At 71.7% G+C, this 18,010-nt stretch carries 13 protein-coding genes, 1 pseudogene and 1 riboswitch; of the genes and pseudogenes, 11 read left to right on the top strand and 3 right to left on the bottom strand.

Annotated features, from left to right (window positions below; translation table 11 throughout):
• Window positions 1-16: 16 nt before the first annotated feature.
• The 4 genes from HUT18_RS27795 (at window position 17) to HUT18_RS27810 (ending at window position 4,841) form a co-directional block, all read left to right on the top strand.
• Window positions 17-1,375 carry a pitrilysin family protein gene (locus HUT18_RS27795; RefSeq protein ID WP_176104842.1) on the top strand — a complete coding sequence of 453 codons (1,359 nt, stop codon included), beginning with the start codon at window positions 17-19 and terminating at the stop codon, window positions 1,373-1,375.
• Window positions 1,376-1,383: 8 nt separating this feature from the next.
• Window positions 1,384-2,754 (top strand): pitrilysin family protein, encoded by a 1,371-nt coding sequence (locus tag HUT18_RS27800; protein WP_176104843.1) that lies wholly within the window; start codon window positions 1,384-1,386, stop codon window positions 2,752-2,754.
• Between the two features lie 204 nt (window positions 2,755-2,958).
• Window positions 2,959-3,140, top strand: a riboswitch (cyclic di-AMP (ydaO/yuaA leader).
• A 13-nt stretch (window positions 3,141-3,153) separates the two neighbouring features.
• Complete coding sequence (locus HUT18_RS27805) at window positions 3,154-3,936, top strand: M23 family metallopeptidase (RefSeq protein WP_176103271.1); 783 nt, start codon at window positions 3,154-3,156, stop codon at window positions 3,934-3,936.
• A 218-nt stretch (window positions 3,937-4,154) separates the two neighbouring features.
• A complete protein-coding gene (locus HUT18_RS27810; protein WP_176103272.1) occupies window positions 4,155-4,841 on the top strand; it encodes a GntR family transcriptional regulator in 687 nt (228 codons plus the stop codon).
• Window positions 4,842-5,090: 249 nt separating this feature from the next.
• Here the strand turns inward: HUT18_RS27810 and HUT18_RS27815 are convergent, their stop codons facing one another.
• The gene (locus tag HUT18_RS27815) at window positions 5,091-5,372 is read right to left on the bottom strand and encodes an HPr family phosphocarrier protein (RefSeq protein ID WP_176103273.1); all 282 of its coding nucleotides are present in this window, start codon (window positions 5,370-5,372) and stop codon (window positions 5,091-5,093) included.
• 177 nt (window positions 5,373-5,549) lie between these two features.
• On the opposite strand from HUT18_RS27815, the gene HUT18_RS27820 reads away from it, so the two are divergent.
• The 6 genes and pseudogenes from HUT18_RS27820 to HUT18_RS27845 all read left to right on the top strand — a co-directional run bounded on the left by HUT18_RS27820 (window position 5,550) and on the right by HUT18_RS27845 (window position 13,337).
• Complete coding sequence (locus HUT18_RS27820; RefSeq protein ID WP_176103274.1) at window positions 5,550-8,501, top strand: bifunctional GNAT family N-acetyltransferase/acetate--CoA ligase family protein; 2,952 nt, start codon at window positions 5,550-5,552, stop codon at window positions 8,499-8,501.
• A gap of 50 nt (window positions 8,502-8,551) precedes the next feature.
• Entirely contained in the window at window positions 8,552-9,139 is a 588-nt protein-coding gene (locus HUT18_RS27825; RefSeq protein WP_176103275.1) for a DUF5998 family protein, read from the top strand.
• Window positions 9,139-10,326: an alkaline phosphatase family protein gene (locus HUT18_RS27830; protein WP_176103276.1), complete on the top strand. Its 1,188-nt coding sequence runs from the start codon at window positions 9,139-9,141 to the stop codon at window positions 10,324-10,326. Before HUT18_RS27825 ends, HUT18_RS27830 begins: the two co-directional genes overlap by 1 nt.
• A 55-nt stretch (window positions 10,327-10,381) precedes the next feature.
• Complete coding sequence (locus HUT18_RS27835) at window positions 10,382-11,032, top strand: thymidine kinase (protein WP_176103277.1); 651 nt, start codon at window positions 10,382-10,384, stop codon at window positions 11,030-11,032.
• A gap of 152 nt (window positions 11,033-11,184) precedes the next feature.
• Window positions 11,185-12,623: pseudogene (locus HUT18_RS27840) on the top strand (phosphoribosyltransferase family protein).
• A gap of 165 nt (window positions 12,624-12,788) precedes the next feature.
• Window positions 12,789-13,337 carry a GNAT family N-acetyltransferase gene (locus HUT18_RS27845; RefSeq protein ID WP_254878842.1) on the top strand — a complete coding sequence of 183 codons (549 nt, stop codon included), beginning with the start codon at window positions 12,789-12,791 and terminating at the stop codon, window positions 13,335-13,337.
• A 276-nt stretch (window positions 13,338-13,613) separates the two neighbouring features.
• Here HUT18_RS27845 and HUT18_RS27850 read toward each other — a convergent pair whose 3' ends face one another.
• Window positions 13,614-14,354, bottom strand: a complete 741-nt coding sequence (locus HUT18_RS27850; RefSeq protein ID WP_254879107.1) for a VOC family protein — start codon at window positions 14,352-14,354, stop codon at window positions 13,614-13,616.
• Between the two features lie 435 nt (window positions 14,355-14,789).
• On the opposite strand from HUT18_RS27850, the gene HUT18_RS27855 reads away from it, so the two are divergent.
• Window positions 14,790-15,620, top strand: a complete 831-nt coding sequence (locus HUT18_RS27855; protein WP_176103279.1) for a sulfurtransferase — start codon at window positions 14,790-14,792, stop codon at window positions 15,618-15,620.
• An 812-nt stretch (window positions 15,621-16,432) separates the two neighbouring features.
• On the opposite strand, the gene sepH is transcribed toward HUT18_RS27855, so the two are convergent.
• The gene (gene sepH, locus HUT18_RS27860; protein ID WP_176103280.1) at window positions 16,433-17,482 is read right to left on the bottom strand and encodes a septation protein SepH; all 1,050 of its coding nucleotides are present in this window, start codon (window positions 17,480-17,482) and stop codon (window positions 16,433-16,435) included.
• Between the last annotated feature and the right edge of the window lie 528 nt (window positions 17,483-18,010).

Here is an 18,010-nt window from a genome sequence, read left to right on the forward strand (position 1 = left end):
AGGGACGTACATGCCCATGGGTCACACGGCCACAGCGCAGGCGGCCTCAGGCGGCCTGACAGCGACCGAGCACCGCCTGGCCAACGGCCTGAGGGTGGTGCTCTCGGAGGATCATCTGACTCCGGTAGCCGCGGTCTGCCTCTGGTACGACGTCGGCTCCCGCCACGAGGTCCCGGGCCGGACCGGCCTCGCGCACCTTTTCGAGCACCTGATGTTCCAGGGCTCCGGACAGGTGCAGGGCAACGGGCACTTCGAACTCGTGCAGGGCGCGGGCGGCTCGCTGAACGGCACCACCAGCTTCGAGCGCACCAACTACTTCGAGACGATGCCCACCCACCAGCTCGAACTCGCCCTGTGGCTGGAGGCGGACCGGATGGGTTCGCTCCTGGACGCGCTCGACCTGCAGTCGTTGGACAACCAGCGCGACGTGGTGAAGAACGAGCGCCGCCAGCGGTACGACAACGTCCCCTACGGCACGGCCTTCGAGCGTCTGACCGCGCTCGCCTACCCGGACGGGCACCCGTACCACCACACGCCGATCGGTTCGATGTCGGACCTGGACGCGGCGACGCTGGAGGACGCGCAGTCCTTCTTCCGGACCTACTACGCGCCGAACAACGCGGTGCTTTCGGTCGTCGGTGACATCGACCCCGAGCAGACGCTGGCCTGGATCGAGAAGTACTTCGGTTCGATCCCGGGGCACGACGGCAAGCCCGCGCCGCGCAGCGGTGAGCTGCCGGAGACCATCGGCGAGCAACTGCGCGAGGTCGTCGAGGAGGAGGTCCCGGCGCGCGCGCTGATGGCCGCCTACCGGCTGCCGGAGGACGGCAGCCGCGCCTGCGACGCCGCCGACCTGGCCCTCACGGTGCTCGGCGGAGGCGAGTCCTCGCGCCTGTACAACCGCCTTGTGCGCCGCGACCGTACGGCCGTCGCCGCCGGTTTCGGTCTGCTCAGGCTGGCCGGTGCGCCCTCGCTGGGCTGGCTGGACGTGAAGACCTCCGCCGATGTGGAGGTGCCCGACATCGAGGCGGCCGTGGACGAGGAGCTCGCCCGGTTCGCCGCGGAGGGCCCCACCGCGGAGGAAATGGAGCGCGCGCAGGCGCAGTTGGAGCGCGAGTGGCTGGACCGGCTCGGCACCGTGGCGGGCCGCGCGGACGAACTGTGCCGCTACGCCGTCCTGTTCGGTGACCCGCAGCTCGCCCTGACCGCCGTGCAGCGGGTGCTCGACATCACCGCGGAGGAAGTGCGGGAGGTGGCCAAGGCACGGCTGCGTACGGACAACCGGGCCGTCCTCGTGTACGAGCCCGTCGCGGCCGAGGACGCCGAGGCCGACCAGGACGCCGCCGGTACCGAGGACGAGGAGACGGCGAAGTGAACGCCATGATGAAGTTCCACCCGCAGCCCACCGCAGGCGACGCCAAGCCGTGGGCCTTCCCCGCCCCGGAGCGCGGGCGGCTCGACAACGGCGCCACCGTGCTGCGCTGCCACCGCCCGGGCCAGCAGGTCGTGGCCGTGGAGGTGCTCCTCGACAGCCCGCTGGAGGCCGAACCCGCCGGGCTCGACGGAGTCGCCACCATCATGGCCCGCGCCTTCTCGGAGGGCACCGACAAGCACTCCGCGGAGGAGTTCGCGGCCGAGCTGGAGCGCTGCGGCGCCACGCTCGACGCGCACGCCGACCACCCCGGTGTGCGGCTGTCGCTCGAAGTCCCCGCCTCCCGGCTCGCCAAGGCGCTCGGGCTGCTCGCCGACGCGCTGCGCGCCCCCGCGTTCGCCGACAGCGAGATCGAGCGTCTCGTACGCAACCGGCTCGACGAGATCCCGCACGAGTCGGCCAACCCGGCCCGCCGCGCGGCCAAGGAGCTGTCGAAGCAGCTCTTCCCCGCCGAGTCCCGGATGTCCCGGCCCCGGCAGGGCACCGAGGAGACGGTGGCGGCGATCGACTCGGCCGCCGTGCGCGCCTTCTACGAGAAGTACGTGCGTCCCGCGGCGGCCACCGTCGTGGTCGTGGGCGACATCGCGGGCATCGACCTCGACGCGCTGCTCGGCGACACGATCGGCGCCTGGACCGGCGGTGCCGCGGTGACCGGCAGCCCCTCGCCGGTCACCGCCGACGACACCGGCCGGGTCGTCATCGTGGACCGTCCCGGCGCGGTGCAGACCCAGCTTTTGATCGGCCGGGTCGGCGCGGACCGCCACGACCGGGTCTGGCCCGCCCAGGTGCTCGGCACCTACTGCCTGGGCGGCACCCTGACCTCCCGGCTGGACCGGGTGCTGCGGGAGGAGAAGGGCTACACCTACGGCGTGCGTGCCTTCAGCCAGGTGCTGCGCTCCGCGCAGGACGGCTCGGGTGCGGCGATGCTCGCCATCTCCGGTTCCGTGGACACCGCCTCCACCGGCCCCGCCCTGGAGGACCTCTGGAAGGTGCTGCGCACCCTCGCGGCGGACGGTCTCACCGACGCGGAGCGCGATGTGGCCGTACAGAACCTGGTCGGTGTCGCCCCGCTGAAGTACGAGACGGCGGGCGCCGTCGCCGGGACGCTCGCCGACCAGGTGGAGCAGGAACTGCCCGACGACTTCCAGGGGCAGCTCTACCAGCAGCTCGCCGCGACGGGCACCGTGGAGTCGACCGCGGCCGTGGTCAACGCCTTCCCGGTCGACCGGCTCGTCACTGTCCTGGTGGGCGACGCGGCCGAGATCGAGGAGCCGGTGCGTGCGCTCGGCATCGGTGAAGTGACGGTGGTCACCGGCCAGTAGGACCGGTCGCCGGTCCGTGGGCCGGCAGCGAACGGCCCCGGTGTCGGCACCGCCACCGGGGCCGTTCGCTGTCTGGTTTCTGGTGAACGCACCGCTATGTCCTGTGTGATGGGCGACAAAAGACCGAATCGGTTTGGTCGCACCACCTCTCCCGCTTAGCGTCCTTCCGGCTGTTCGTCATGTGCGCGCCGCATCCGCGGCACCGGACAGTCATCGCCGAGTCCCCCGAAGGCGCGAGCCGGGGGAGCCGGGGACCCGCCTCCAAGGGCCCTTCGCGGTCCGGGAGTTCAGTTCCTGGGGTGAATCGGCCGCCCTCGCGGGCGTCCGTAGGAGACTTCCTGCTCCGAACCCGTCAGCTAACCCGGTAGGCGAGAGGGAAGGAAGGGACCAGCCACACCCATGGCGATCACCCGTGCCCGCGGGAGACACCGCAGACCGAGCCGCCTCACCAGGACGTCCGCCACCGCGGCCGGTGTCGCCGCACTCACCACCGCCGGGGTGCTCGGCGGTCTCGCGGCACCCGCCGGGGCCGCCGAGGAGTCCGTCGAGCAGAGTGGACTGGCCGGGGCGATAGCCATCGACCGGGTCGGCACCTCTCTCGCCGAGCGGATCGAGGCTCAGGCCGAGGCCCAGGAGGCCGCCGCCGCTGCCGAGGCCGCCAAGAAGAAGGCCGCCGAACTGGCCGAGCGCCGCGCCGAGGAGGCCAAGCGCAAGGCACGCGCCGAGCGGGCTGCCAAGGAGCGCGCGGCACGTGCCGCGGAGCGCCGCCGCCTCAACGCCTTCGTCCTGCCCGTCGAGGGCTCGTACGTCTCCACCTCGTACGGCGCCGGTGGTGGCATGTGGTCCTCCGGCAGCCACACCGGCGTCGACTTCCACGCCGCCTCCGGCACCTCGGTCCGGGCCGTCGGCCGCGGCACCGTCGTCAGCACGGGCTGGGGCGGCGCCTACGGCAACGAGGTGGTGATCCGGATGCACGACGGGACGTACACGCAGTACGGCCACCTGTCCTCGATCGGGGTCGCGGTGGGGCAGTCGGTGACGCCCGGTCAGCAGATCGGACTCGCCGGTGCGACCGGCAACACCACCGGGCCGCACCTGCACTTCGAGGCGCGCACCGGTGAGGACTACGGCTCGGACATCGACCCCGTCGCCTATCTGCGCTCCCACGGCGTGAATCTCTGAGGCGCCGCTCCCGGCCGGGAGCGCACCTCGGTGCGAAATGCCACGAAAGCCCTCGGCCTGCCCGCCGAGGGCTTTTGTGTTGTCCAAAAAATATCCCCGGATTCCCCTTCGCCGTCGGAAATCAAGTCACACTGCAATAGAGTCGTCTAACGCGTGCCGGTGAGCGGCGCGCGCGACAAAGCAGAGTGTTTCGCGCGGATCAATGCGGAGGTCCGGTCATGCGCATTCCCGCGCATTCGGTGTGCACGGCGATCCGGGACGACATCGTCTCGGGGGTCCACGAGCGGGGCGGGCGCCTCACGGAAGAAGTCCTCGCCCGGCGTTACGGGGTCTCCCGGGTGCCGGTGCGCGAGGCCCTGCGCACCCTGGAGGCCGAGGGCTTCGTGCTCACCCGCAGGCACGCCGGGGCCTGTGTCGCCGAGCCGACCGAGCAGGAGGCCGCCGACCTGCTCGACATCCGTACCGCCCTGGAACCGCTCGCCGCAGCCCGCGCCGCCCAGCGCCGCACGGAATCCCATCTCAAGGTGCTGCGGGGCCTGGTCAGGCTGGGGCAGGAGCGGTCCGTACGAGGGCACAGCGAGGATCTGCGCTCACTGGGCGGCTGGTTCCACGAGACGCTCGCGCAGGCCTCCGACAGCCCCGGGCTCATCGCACTGCTGACCCAGCTCCGGCACAAGATCTCCTGGATGTACACGATCGAGGCGCCGCGGCGGCCCGCCGACTCCTGGGCCGAGCGCGGCGCCATCGTCGACGCCGTGGCCCGCGGGGACGCCGAGCGCGCCCGATCGCTGACCGCCCTGCACGGTGAGCGGACCGCGCCTTTCCACCGGCTGAAGTTCGCGCCGGACCGCTCCCGCGTGAGGAGTTCGCAACATGCCGTAAACACGGCGAGCTCTCCTGATTAACATCGCTACCGTATACAAAGAATAGCCAATTTCCCTGCAGCTTTTCTTGTGCTGTCCACAGTGATTTACCGAAGGGAATACGTGGCCTTGGCGGTGGTGGAGAACCGGCCAAAGTGCGTACGCATGCTGCTTTTCCCTCGACCTGTTCGCGCCTAATTCTCGCGAACAGGTGGCCCGGCGTGCCCGAAAGTCGCGGAAAGTGCTGCGGGAATCCGTACCCGGAAATCCGGCCGGTGACCGGGCGGGCCGTCAGACCGTCTCGGGCAGTTCGTCGAGGCCCTCCGCGACCAGCTGCGCCAGCCGGTCCAGAGCCTGCTCGGACCCCTCGACGTCCGAGCTGAGCACGATCTCCTCGCCGCCCATCGCCCCGAGCCCGAGCACCGCCAGCATCGACGCGGCGTTCACCGGGGCACCCTCGCCCTTGGCCACCCGCACCGGTACCCCCGACGCGGCGGCCGCCCGTACGAAGACGGACGCGGGACGGGCGTGCAGCCCCTGCGGCCAGCCGATCCTGACGCGACGCTCAGCCATCCGTGCCGCCCTCCGTGAGTACGTTCAGCTCCGCTCGACTCCCAACCCAGTGTGGCGCACCCGCCGCGTCCGCCACAGGAGGACGGGTGGGCGGTGCGGCGGCGGACCGCGCCCCCCGCCCGCACCCGCACCCGCGCGCACGGGTCGCCGCAGGCGGATGACCCTTACGCTGGGGCCATGCAGACGCCGTCGGACCGGCACATCTACCCCGACCACTGGGAAGCTGACGTGGTGCTGCGCGACGGGGGAACCGCGCGCATCAGACCCATCACCACCGAGGACGCCGACCGCCTGGTCAGCTTCTACGAGCAGGTCTCGGACGAGTCGAAGTACTACCGCTTCTTCGCGCCCTACCCGCGGCTCTCGGCACGGGACGTGCACCGCTTCACGCACCACGACTACGTGGACCGGGTGGGGCTCGCGGCCACCGTGGGCGGCGAGTTCATCGCGACCGTGCGCTACGACCGGATCGACTCGACCGGCCGCCCCGCCTCCGCGCCCGCCGACGAGGCCGAGGTCGCCTTCCTGGTCCAGGACGCGCACCAGGGCCGCGGAGTCGCCTCGGCGCTGCTCGAACACATCGCGGCCGTCGCACGCGAACGCGGCATCCGCCGTTTCGTCGCCGAGGTGCTGCCCGCCAACTCCAAGATGATCAAGGTGTTCACGGACGCCGGTTACCAGCAGGAGCGCAGCTTCGAGGACGGCGTCGTACGGCTGGCCTTCGACCTGGAGCCCACCGAGGCCTCGCTCGCCGTGCAGTGGGGCCGCGAACAGCGCGCCGAGGCCCGCTCCGTGCAACGGCTGCTGCGCCCCGGCTCGGTGGCGGTCATCGGGGTGGGCCGCAGGCCGGGCGGCGTCGGCCGCACCGTGCTCGGCAACCTGCTCGCCGTCGGCTACAAGGGCCGCGTGCACGCCGTGAACCGCGCTCTCGACCCGCAGCAGCACGAGCTCGACGGGGTCCCCGCCCACCGGAGCCTGAGCGAGATCGGCGAACCGGTCGACCTGGCGGTGATCTCCGTACCCGCCCCACAGGTCCCCGAGGTCGTCGCCGAATGCGGGGAACACGGTGTGCAGGGCCTGGTCGTACTCTCCGCCGGGTACGCCGAGAGCGGCCCCGCCGGACGCGAACGCCAGCGTGAACTCCTGCGCCAGGCACGCTCGTACGGGATGCGGCTGATCGGGCCGAACACCTTCGGGGTCATCAACACCGCGCCCGAGGTCATGCTGAACGCCTCGCTGGCTCCCGAACTGCCGCGGCCCGGCCGGATCGGCATGTTCGCGCAGTCCGGCGCCATCGGCATCGCCCTGCTCTCCAGCCTGCATCGGCGTGGTGGCGGCGTGACCGGTCTGACCGGTGTCTCGACTTTCGTCTCGGCGGGCAACAGGGCCGATGTCTCGGGCAACGACCTTGTGCAGTACTGGTACGAGGACCCGGACACCGACGTCGCGCTGATGTACCTCGAATCCCTCGGCAACCCGCGGAAGTTCACCCGCCTCGCCCGCCGCACCGCCGCCGCCAAGCCGCTGGTCGTGGTGCAGGGCGCACGGCACAGCGGGGTCGCCCCGCTCGGCCACGAGGTGCGCGCCAGCCGCCTGCCCTACGCGACCGTCTCGGCGCTGCTGCGGCAGGCCGGGGTGATCCGCGTCGACACCATCACCGAACTGGTCGACGTGGGACTGCTGTTGGCGGGCCAGCCGCTGCCGGGCGGTCCGCGCGTGGCCATCCTCGGCAACTCCGAGTCGCTCGGACTGCTCAGCTACGACGCCTGTCTCTCCGAGGGTCTGCGCCCGCTGCGGCCCCTCGACCTCACCACCGAGGCCACACCCGCCGACTTCCACCGCGCCCTGCGCGGGGCGCTCGCGGACGAGCTGTGCGACTCCGTGGTGGTCACCGCGATCCCCGCGGTCGGCGAGGACGGCGCGGGCGACGAGGCACTGGCCCAGGTCCTGCGCGCCGCGGCCGCAGAGTTCCCGGACAAGCCCGTACTCGTAGTCCACCTCGAACTCGGCGGTCTGGCCCGGGCTCTGTCCGCGGCGACCAGCACCGCGCCCAAGCCAGTGTCCGCCTCGTCCGCCCAGTCCGGGCCCGCTGCCCAGCCCGCGCCCGCCACCCAGTCCGGCCCCGCCGCACCGTCCAGGCCGCCGACCGAGGCGCCGACAGGGGAACCGACCGTGACGCCACCCCCGCCGCAGAGCCCGCCCACCCCCGGCGCCGCGGCCCCGGCAACCCCACCCCCGCCCGGCACCCGAGCCGCCCGTATCCCGGCCTATCCCGCCGCCGAACGAGCCGTACGCGCACTCGCCGAATCCGTCCGCTACGCCCAGTGGCGGCGGGACCAGGCGGCCGGGCCGGGGCGGGTGCCCGAGTACGAGGACATCGACGAGAACCGGGCCGCCGCCCTCATCGAGCACCTGCTCGCCCGCAGCGGCGCGGACCCGCGCGGCATCACCCTGGAGCCTGTGGACACCGAGGCGCTGCTCGCCGCCTACGGCATTCCCGTGCTGCCCGCCCCTGAGGCGCCCAGCGCCGATGCGGCCGTCGCGGCGGCGCGCGCCCTCGGCTATCCGGTCGCGCTCAAGACCACCGCACCGCATCTGCGGCACCGCTCCGACCTCGGCGGTGTACGTCTCGACCTCGCCGACGAACACCAGCTGCGGCAGGCCTACGCCGAGCTGACCGGCAACCTCGGCAGCGCGGCGGAACTGCGTCCCGTGGTGCAGCCGATGCGGCCCCGCGGTGTCGACACCGTGGTGCGCGCCGTGATCGACGCCGCCGCCGGAGCGGTCCTCAGCTTCGGGCTCTCCGGCGCGCCCTCGGAACTGCTCGGCGACACCGCGCACCGGCTCATTCCGGTCACCGACCGGGAGGCCCAGTCCGCGATCCGCGCGATCCGCACCGCACCGCTCCTCTTCGGCTGGCGCGGTTCCGCGCCCGTGGACACCGCCGCCCTCGAAGAGCTGCTGCTGCGTCTGTCCCGTCTTGTCGACGATCATCCGGAGGTGGTCGCGGTGACCCTGGAGCCGGTGGTGGTCGCCAAGGAGGGGCTTTCGGTGCTCGGGGCGAGCCTGCGCCTGGCCCCGCCGCCGGTACGCGGGGAGCTCGGTCCGCGCACGCTGCCCACGTACTGACCTGTGCACGCACGCACCGCAGTGGCCCGCGGGGGCCGTAGGATGGCCGCATGGCCAAGACCAGTACGACGACCCAGGGGCTGCGCGCGGCGATCGAGCGCAGCGGTTACTACCCGGCTCTCGTGGCCGAAGCCGTGGAGGCCGCCGTCGGAGGCGAGTCCATCGGCTCGTACCTGGTCCACCAGGAGACCACCTTCGACGCCAACGAGGTCCGCCGTCATGTCACGGTCCTCGTCCTGACCGGCACCCGCTTCATCGTCAGCCACACCGACGAGCAGGCGGCCGACGCCACCTCGCCGAGCCCGTACGCCACCACCTCCACCGAGTCGGTGAAGCTGGGCCGTATCTCCTCCGTCGTGGTCAGCCGGGTCGTCGCGAACCCCGAGTCCTACACCCCCGGAACCCTGCCCCGTGAGGTCGTCCTCACCATCGGCTGGGGCGCCGTCTCCCGCATCGACCTGGAGCCCGCGGCCTGCGGGGACCCCAACTGCGAGGCGGACCACGGCTATACGGGCAACTCGACGGCGGACGACCTCAGCCTGCGGGTGAGCGAGGCGGGTGACGGCGCCGACACCGTGCGGCAGACCCTCGCCTTCGCCAAGGCGCTGTCCGAGGCGACCTCGGACGTCCGGAACTGATGGCCCAGCCCACCTGGGACGAACCCGAGCCGCTCGCCCTCGGCACCGCGCCCGTCCCGCAGTACGGCACGGGTTCGCTCGCCGATCTGCTGCCCACGCTCGCCGCGGGCCTCGGCGTCCCCGGAACCCAGGCGCGGATAGCCGAACTCGCGCCCGCCGACCGGGTCTGCGTCTTCCTCGTCGACGGCCTCGGCTGGCAGCAGCTCGGGCAGCACCCCGGCGAAGCCCCCTTCCTCACCTCCCTGCTGCACACCTCGCGCGGCGGCACCGGACGCCCGCTCACCGCGGGCTATCCGGCCACCACCGCGACCTCGCTCGCCTCCGTCGGCACCGGCCTGCCCCCGGGTGCGCACGGACTCCCCGGCTACACCGTGCGCAACCCCGGCACCGGCGAGCTGATGAACCAGCTGCGCTGGCAGCCCTGGGCGCCGCCGAAGGCCTGGCAGCCCCATCCGACCGTCTTCCAGCTCGCCGACCGGGCGGGAGTGCGCACCGCCCAGGTGACCTCGCCCGCGTTCGAGAGCACCCCGCTCACCAAGGTCGCGCTCAGCGGCGGCTCCTTCATCGGCCGGACCTCCGGCGAGGAACGCATGGACGTGGCGGCCGCCCAACTCGCCGCCGACGACCGGACGCTGGTCTACACGTACTACTCCGAACTCGACGGCGCGGGCCACCGGTTCGGGGTGGACTCCGAGGCCTGGCGGGCCCAACTCCGCTACGTGGACGGGCTCGTACGACGGCTGGCCGAGCAACTGCCGCCGCGCAGCGCCCTCTACGTCACCGCCGACCACGGCATGATCGACATCCCCTTCGACGAGCACCACCGTCTCGACTTCGACGAGGACTGGGAACTCAGCGCCGGAGTCGCCCTGCTCGGCGGCGAGGGCCGGGCCCGGCACGTCTACGCGGTCCCCGGTGCCGAGGCCGACGTCCTCACCGTGTGGCGGGAAGTGCTCGGCGACCGGTTCTGGATCGCGAGCCGTGAAGAGGCCATCGAGGCGGGCTGGTTCGGCCCCCGGATCGACGAGCGGGTGTACGGGCGGCTGGGCGATGTGATCGCCGCGGCGCACGACGACGCCCTGATCATCGCCTCGCGCCTGGAACCGAAGGAGTCGGCGATGGTCGGCAACCATGGTTCGATGACAGCGACGGAACAACTCGTTCCGCTCCTCGAAGTGCGCACCTGACCCTCCCGCCTCCACCTCGCCTGCCCCCCCACGACGCGAAAGGCCGTCCTTCCCCATGCCCGAGTTGGTGTTCTTCTCCGGAACCATGGACTGCGGAAAGAGCACGCTCGCGCTGCAGATCGGCCACAACCGTTCGGCGCGCGGTCTGCGGGGCCTGATCTTCACGCGGGACGACCGGGCCGGCGAGGGCAAGCTCTCCTCGCGCCTCGGTCTGGTCACCGACGCGATCGAGGCCGACGAGCGGATCGACCTGTACGCGCATGTGGTCGAGCATCTCTCGCGCGGCGGGCGCGCGGACTACGTCATCGTGGACGAGGCACAGTTCCTCGCTCCCGAGCAGATAGACCAGTTGGCGCGGATCGTCGACGAACTCGGCCTGGACGTCTTCGCGTTCGGTATCACGACGGACTTCCGCACCAAGCTCTTCCCCGGTTCGCAGCGGCTGATCGAACTCGCCGACCGCATCGAGACCCTCCAGGTGGAGACCCTCTGCTGGTGCGGAGCCCGGGCCACGCACAACGCCCGTACGGTCGGCGGGAAGATGGTCGTCGAAGGCGCCCAGGTCGTCGTCGGCGACGTCAACCAGGCGCTGGAGGAAGTCGGTTACGAGGTCCTGTGCCGACGTCACCACCGCAGCCGGATGACCAGTGCCACCGCACACGCCGCCGCGCTCTCGCCGGACGTACTCCCCGTCACCGAGTCCTGACCGCGCGCATGCGCCCCTGATCGTCGCCGCGTGGCAGAGGGGGTCGACGGGCCCGCCCGGCGGGGTGCAGCATGGAAGGGAACCGGAGCGCAGTCGTTTCGCGGAGGTGACCGCGATGGCTCTGCCCGTCCGTGCGCGGCCGGGGGCTCGTCATGCTCTTCCGTGACCGCGTCGAGGCCGGACGTCGTCTGGCCGCGGACCTCGGCCACCTGCGCGGGGCTCCGGTCGTGGTGCTCGGTCTGCCCCGGGGCGGTGTCCCGGTGGCACTGGAGGCGGCACGGGTACTGAAGGCCCCGCTGGACGTGTGCATGGTGCGCAAACTGGGTGTGCCCACCCAGCCCGAGCTGGGCATGGGAGCGATCGGCGAGGACGGCACCCGCGTCCTCAACAGCCGGGTACTCGCGGCCACCGGAGTCTCCGAGGCGGAGGTTGCCGCCGCCGAGACCCGCGAACGGGCCGTACTGGAGCGCCGCGCCGCGCTGTACCGCGGCGACCGCCCGCCGGTCGAGCTCGCGGGGCGGGTCGTGGTGGTCGTCGACGACGGGGTGGCGACCGGTTCCACCGCGCGCGTCGCCTGCCAGGTGGTACGGGCCCGGGGCGCGGAGCGTGTCGTGGTCGCCGTTCCCGTGGCACCGCAGGGCTGGACACAGACGCTGGGTGACGCGGCCGACGAGTACGTCTGCCCGCACACCCCGCCCGGCTTCTTCTCGGTCGGACAGTTCTACGACGACTTCGCCCAGACCGAGGACGCGGATGTGGTCGCCTGCCTGGACCGGGCTGCCGAGGAACTGCGCGGGGGCAGTGGGCCACGCGGGGGCGGGGAACGGTCGACGGGTGAGGAACCGCGTACAAATGCGGATGCGGATGGGGATGCGGGTACGGGCACGGGGCGGGACGGTGGTTCGCCCAGGGGAACCGTGCGGAGGGCCGGGCCGTGGACAGCGAGCTGAGCTTCGCCGTCGGTGAGGTGCGACTGGAGGGCACGCTCTCCGTTCCCCAACATGCCTGCGGCATCGTCCTGTTCGCCCACGGGAGCGGCAGCGGGCGGCACAGCCCCCGCAACCGGTACGTCGCCGCCGGACTCAACCGGGCCGGGCTCGCGACGCTGCTCTTCGACCTGCTCACCCGCGAGGAGGAGTCCGACCGTGCCAACGTCTTCGCGGTGCCGTTGCTCGCCGAGCGCCTGGCGGCCGCGGCCGGGTGGCTGCGCGGCCGGGCCGAAACCGAGCGGCTGCCGTACGGGTTCTTCGGCGCGAGCACCGGTGCGGCCGCCGCGCTCGCCGCTGCCGCCCGGGCGGACAGCGAAGCCGTCGCCGTGGTGAGCAGGGGCGGGAGGCCGGACTTGGCCGAGGCCGCTCTGGAGTCGGTCACCGCGCCGACCCTGTTGATCGTCGGCGGTGACGATGGTGTGGTGCTCGGCCTCAACGAGCAGGCACAAACCCGCCTGGGCAACTGCCCCAGCGAACTCGCCGTCGTCCCCGGGGCGACCCATCTCTTCGAGGAACCGGGCGCTTTGGAAGCGGTGGTGGACCTCGCCCGCGACTGGTTCCTGCGGTACTTCCCGCCGCCCGAGCCCGGGCCCGCCGCCTGACCATCGCGCCCGCTTTGGTCCCCTGCCACCACGGCTCTGAACAGCCGAGGACCGAAGTGCCGTGGCCCACAAGAGGTTTGGCGGTCATCGGCGACTTTGCCAACTGGTGCACGCAACACCGGAATTCCCATGGCGCACGGCGACCCGGGCGTCAAGAATCACCGGATGCACGAGATGCGTGAGAGGCATGAAGTGAGGCTGTCCGACGGGGTGGTGGCCCTGTCCCCGCTGCGCATGGACGATCTGGACGCGCACCTGGCGGGGGAGGACGAACTCCTCGTCCGGTGGCTCAGCGGCGGCCCGAGTACGCGTGAGAAGGCCGAAGCGTACTTCCGGCTCTGCCTGGAGCAGTGGGAGTCCGAGGGTTCTCTCCGCGCGTTCGGGGTCCGGGCCGGGACCGAGGGCGTGCTCGCGGGGACCATCGATCTCCGGTTCGGGGTGGAGGGTCTCGCCCCGGGCCAGGTGAACGTCGCCTACGGCCTCTACCCGTCCTGGCGGGGCCGGGGCCTCGCCACCCGCGCGGTGCTGCTGGCGTCCCGGTACGCCGGGACCGCGGGCGGGAAGCAGGCGGTGATCCGGGTGGAACCGGAGAACCTGGCCTCCGCCGCAGTCGCCCGGCGGGCGGGATTCACCCCGGGCGGGCGGACGTTCGGCAAGGACGGCACGGTGCTGGACTGGTACACCCTGGATCTGCACGAGCCCATGGTGGAGTGACGGGGGAGGGGCTGTGTTCGGGGCGAGACCGTACCGGGAGGGGAGAGGAGGGGCCGGGCCGGTCGGTACGGGACTTGGCCCCGCACCGACCCGAGGCTGCCCCGCTCGGGCGGCACCGTGACGGGCCTCGTCTCCGCCGCCAAAGCTTCCGTCACACCCTTCGCGACCCCCGTCTGCGACCCCTCCGCGATCCTCTCTGCGACATCGTTCGCGGCAACCGCCTGCGCGCCCCGCTGCACGCGTCGCACCGTCAACTCCCGCCCCCGGGCAGCTGTTTCAGCCCGAACGGTGCCGGTGGGCCGAACGGATCAGGGTGAAGAGGGCACCCTCGGGGTCCGCCGCCGTGAGCATCCGGCCGTGGGCCCCGTCCTCGGGCGGGTGCAGGACGTGGCCGCCGAGTTCGTCGACCCGCTCGGCGGCGAGCTCGGGGTCGTCCACCTCGAAGAAGGTCATCCAGTGGGCCCCGCGATCGCGGGGCAGCGACTGGCCGACACCGTGCATGGAGGCCACCGGCCGCCCGGCCAGGCGCAGGGTCAGATAGTCGAAGTCGGCGGAGATCTCCGCCTCCGTCTCGGCCTCGTAGCCGAAGATCGCCTGGTAGAACTTGACGACGCTCTCGGTCTCCCGGGTGACCAGCTCGTTCCAGGCCGGTGCGCCCGCGACGCCGCTGACCGCCGTGCCGAGACCCTCGGCAGGCTGCCAGATACCGAAGACGGCGCCCGCGGTGTCCGAGGCGATGGCGAGCCGGCCCGCCTCACCGGCGTCCAGCGGTCCCACTCCGACGGTGCCTCCACAGAGCCGAATGGTTTCGGCGGTGCGGTCCGTGTCCTCGGTCGCGAGGTACGGCGTCCAGGCGACCGGCAGGTGCCTTTCCGGCGGCAGCTGCCCGATGCCCGCTACGTCCTTGCCGTCGAGCAGCGCCCGCGCGTACGGGCCGAGTTGCTCGGGGCCCGGTTCGAACTCCCAGCCGAAGAGGGAACCGTAGAAGTTCTGAATTCCGGCGAGGTCGTGGACCATCAGGCTCACCCAGCATGGCTCGCCGGACAAGCGGGGTGGTGCCCCGTCGCGGGTTCGCGGTGTCGTCGGCTGCTGTGCCTCGCTCATCGTCACTCTCCTCTTGCCCCCTCCGGGGCCGTCACCGTCCACCGTGCCCCCGCGCCGACGCCCGTGCCAGCAGTCGCGTACCCGTCCGGCCGGGCATCACCGCCTGACGGCCGGTACGGCACCTCGGCGAGGACATCGGTTCCCTGCGATACGGGCACGCCGCACCGCGCCCCGCGTGGGAGCCCTGCCCCGCGGACGACTCCGGTGCGTGTCCGGCCGCTTGCTGAATGGCGTCGATCAGTTGTACACCGTGTGCCCTCGCCCGTACACCCTGTGGCATTGCGCGTTGATGTGCACGGATTGACCGGGGTGCCCGCGACCGGCCCGGGTGTGGGCGAGGATGTGGGCATGACTTCCCTGATCTCCGCCTCGGCACTGGCCGAAGAACTCGCCGGTGCCCGTCCGCCGGTACTCCTCGACGTCCGTTTCCAGCCCATGGGCGGCGAGAATCAGCAGCAGGCCTACCTGGCAGGCCACCTCCCCGGAGCCCTCTTCGTCGACCTCGACGCCGAACTGGCTGCCACGCCCGGAGCAGCCGGACGCCACCCGCTGCCCGACACCGAACTCTTCGGCGCCGCGATGCGGCGGGCAGGAGTCTCGGCCGGGTCCTCGGTCGTCGTCTACGACGGCGGTCTCGGCTGGGGCGCGGCCCGCGCCTGGTGGCTGCTGCGCTGGGCCGGACACACCGCGGTACGCGTCCTCGACGGGGGCCTCGCGGCCTGGCAGGGGCCCCTGGAGAGCGGCGCCGTGACCGCGGAAGCCGGTGACTTCGTGCCCGCTCCCGGCGCGATGCCCGTCCTGGACGCCGACGCGGCGGCGAAGCTCGCCAGGGACGGGCTGCTGCTCGACGCCCGCGCCGCCGAGCGCTACCGCGGCGAAGTGGAGCCCATCGACCGCGTCGGCGGCCACATCCCGGGCGCGGTCTCGGCCCCGACCGCCGACAACGTCGGCCCCGACGGCCTGCTGCGGCCCGCCGCCGAACTCACCGCCCGCTTCGCCGAATTGGGCGCCACTCGGGCCGAGCGGGTCGGGACCTACTGCGGTTCGGGCGTCTCGGCCGCCCAGCAGGTGCTCGCCCTGGAGGTGGCCGGTATCGAGTCCGCTCTGTATGTGGGTTCGTGGTCGGAGTGGTCCTCGGACACGTCCCGGCCTGTGGCCATCGGGGCCGAGCGCGGTTGAGGGGTCGGGGCTGATCGGGACGGTCTGTGACGAGCGATCCGTAGCGTCTGCGTCGGTCCGTGCGGTCCGTCCGGTCTGTGCGGTCCATGCCGCGTCGTTGTGGACCGGGCCCGATCGGGATGGTCGGTACGGGGCGCCCGCCGTGGGGCGAGGGAGCATGCGGACCGTCGCGGTGCTCGTCCCATGGCGTTGGGCTGCCGTTGGGCAAGTCAATGTGGATCCGCGTGTACCGGTGTCAGTCAATGTGGATCCATATGGATCCACATTGACTGACATGGACCAAAGTGGATTGCTATGGACTCGTGTGGACCCATGTAGGCCTGTATGGACTGAACGTAGAGAGTGTTGATCAATGCAAACGGTCTCGGGGCAGTCCAAGCGATGTCGGCGGTGTAGGTGAACCTAGATCAATGTGATCCAGTGTTGACAGCATGGATCAGTGCGGACGGTGCGGCGGGACCTGGATCAACGTGTACCGGTGTGCATGTAACTGGATCAACGTGTACTGGTATGGACGGAACTGGATCAACATGGACCAGTGTGTGCAGATCTAGATCAACGTAGAGCGCAGCGGGCAAGGCTGGATCAGTACGGACAAGACTGGATCAGTGTGGAGCGACATTGATTTGAGGGTGCACCTGACGGGATGCACCCTCAATCACGCTCAATCATGTAGCGGCTCATCGCTCGCAGCTCATCGCTAGCGCAGCACGACGACGGACAGAGCGCGACCGAACATCCCGTCCAAGCCGCGCCCCGCCACTCCTGACCGCTGTTCCAGCAGTCCAGCTGTCCGAGCTGCTCCCTATTCCTTATTCCTTCTTGCGCCGCGTACCGAAGACGATCTCGTCCCAACTCGGCACAGCGGCACGGCGTCCCGGCCGTACGCCGTCCGCCTCCGCCTGCCGGTCAGTGGAGCCGACGAGACGGTCGCGGTGGCTGGCCACGGCGCGAGGCATGAGCACGTCCGCGTAGGCGGCACCGGCGGACGCGGCGCTGGCGGGCGGCTCTTCCGCCTCGGGCTCCGCCTCGACCGAGGTCTCCTCGGCGGTGCGCTCGACGGGACCGGCGGCAGGGCGCTCCGGTACGACCAGGTCGCCACGGAAACTCGGCACTGCCTCGAGGAGGCTGGTGAGCGAGTCACGGCCCGAGTCCGCGGCGGCGGCCACCACCGGTGCCTCCTCGGGCTCCGGCGCGGGAGTCGAGGGCTGCGGGCGCTCGGCGGCGCGGTCCCGGGGGAGCCGGGCGATGCGCGGGACGAACGGGAAGCTCGGCTCCGGCTCGGCGATGTCGTCGGACTCGCCGATCAGCGAGCGCGCCTCGTCGTCCACGGCCTGGACGAGCCGCCGGGGCGGGTCGTACGTCCAGCTCGCGGTGTGGCCCTCACCGGCCACCCGATAGACGAGGCAGACCTCCCAGGTGCCGTCGTCGCGGCGCCAGGAGTCCCACTGCGCGGTGTCCTTGTCGGCGCCGCGCAGCATCAGTCGCTCCTGCACCGCCTCGCCGAGCTGGGGGCCGGTGTTCTCGCCGGGCCTGCGGACCGGGGTCTTGCGGGCGCGCTCCGCCATGAAGGCGCGCTCGGCGAGCACGGGGCCCTCGAAGCGGCGCACCCGGTCGACCGGGATGCCCGCGAGCTGTGCGACCTCTTCCGCGGTGGCGCCTGCTCGTATACGCGCCTGGATGTCGCGCGGGCGGAGATGGCTCTCCACCTCGATCTCGATCTGCCCGAGGCGCGGACGGTCGCCGCGCACGGCGGCGCGGAGACGTTCGTCGATCGGAAGCGTGTACTCCGTGCTGTCCGCAGCCTTGAGCACCAGTCGTGTGCCGTCGTTTGAGACGGCCACGACACGCAGTTCGGGCATGGGGACCTCCCGGGTGGTGCCTGCCGACGTCACCTGCGTCGCTGCTTCCGCTAGTCGAGTGTGGCCTGCCCGGGTGCGACCTGCCACTACCTTGCCGAGTTGCCCGGCGTGTCGGGCGTGAGCCCTGGTCCGCCGTTATGGCACGGTTACCTGTTCGCAACGCTAAGTGACCAATTCGGTCACCCTGTGCAACGAGTCCCCCTCCTGGCGGTCCTGTAGGGCCCCCGTCACCCTGGCGGGAGACCTGACCCAGGGCTCGTCACACTACTCCATTCGTGCCACGTCGGGGGCTCGGCGCGCCACTGAAGTTCTTCGGGTGGGCCGAACTCGGCCCTTCTGCATGCCCTGGTGACGGTCACCCAACGTGGTGTTCTTCACGGAATCCCCTCGCCAGGAATCCTCAATTCCGGCGAATCTTCCGGTTCTTGCGCAATCACCCTGAAGGGAAAGGAAGTTGACGCCGAGTCCGCTGCGAGGGGCCGGTACGCACCGCGCGAGACGCCCGTACGCCACCGCGCGGCCGCATGC

The organism is Streptomyces sp. NA04227 (assembly GCF_013364195.1).
Lineage (GTDB): Bacteria > Actinomycetota > Actinomycetes > Streptomycetales > Streptomycetaceae > Streptomyces.

What these genes read in the sequence shown, in the direction of transcription:
- HUT18_RS27795 (WP_176104842.1), top strand. Translation starts at nt 17, where the DNA reads ATGGGTCACACGGCCACAGCGCAGGCGGCCTCAGGCGGCCTGACAGCG.
- HUT18_RS27800 (WP_176104843.1), top strand. Translation starts at nt 1,384, where the DNA reads ATGAAGTTCCACCCGCAGCCCACCGCAGGCGACGCCAAGCCGTGGGCC.
- HUT18_RS27805 (WP_176103271.1), top strand. Translation starts at nt 3,154, where the DNA reads ATGGCGATCACCCGTGCCCGCGGGAGACACCGCAGACCGAGCCGCCTC.
- HUT18_RS27810 (WP_176103272.1), top strand. Translation starts at nt 4,155, where the DNA reads ATGCGCATTCCCGCGCATTCGGTGTGCACGGCGATCCGGGACGACATC.
- HUT18_RS27815 (WP_176103273.1), bottom strand. Translation starts at nt 5,372, where the DNA reads ATGGCTGAGCGTCGCGTCAGGATCGGCTGGCCGCAGGGGCTGCACGCC.
- HUT18_RS27820 (WP_176103274.1), top strand. Translation starts at nt 5,550, where the DNA reads ATGCAGACGCCGTCGGACCGGCACATCTACCCCGACCACTGGGAAGCT.
- HUT18_RS27825 (WP_176103275.1), top strand. Translation starts at nt 8,552, where the DNA reads ATGGCCAAGACCAGTACGACGACCCAGGGGCTGCGCGCGGCGATCGAG.
- HUT18_RS27830 (WP_176103276.1), top strand. Translation starts at nt 9,139, where the DNA reads ATGGCCCAGCCCACCTGGGACGAACCCGAGCCGCTCGCCCTCGGCACC.
- HUT18_RS27835 (WP_176103277.1), top strand. Translation starts at nt 10,382, where the DNA reads ATGCCCGAGTTGGTGTTCTTCTCCGGAACCATGGACTGCGGAAAGAGC.
- HUT18_RS27845 (WP_254878842.1), top strand. Translation starts at nt 12,789, where the DNA reads ATGCACGAGATGCGTGAGAGGCATGAAGTGAGGCTGTCCGACGGGGTG.
- HUT18_RS27850 (WP_254879107.1), bottom strand. Translation starts at nt 14,354, where the DNA reads ATGGTCCACGACCTCGCCGGAATTCAGAACTTCTACGGTTCCCTCTTC.
- HUT18_RS27855 (WP_176103279.1), top strand. Translation starts at nt 14,790, where the DNA reads ATGACTTCCCTGATCTCCGCCTCGGCACTGGCCGAAGAACTCGCCGGT.
- sepH (WP_176103280.1), bottom strand. Translation starts at nt 17,482, where the DNA reads ATGCCCGAACTGCGTGTCGTGGCCGTCTCAAACGACGGCACACGACTG.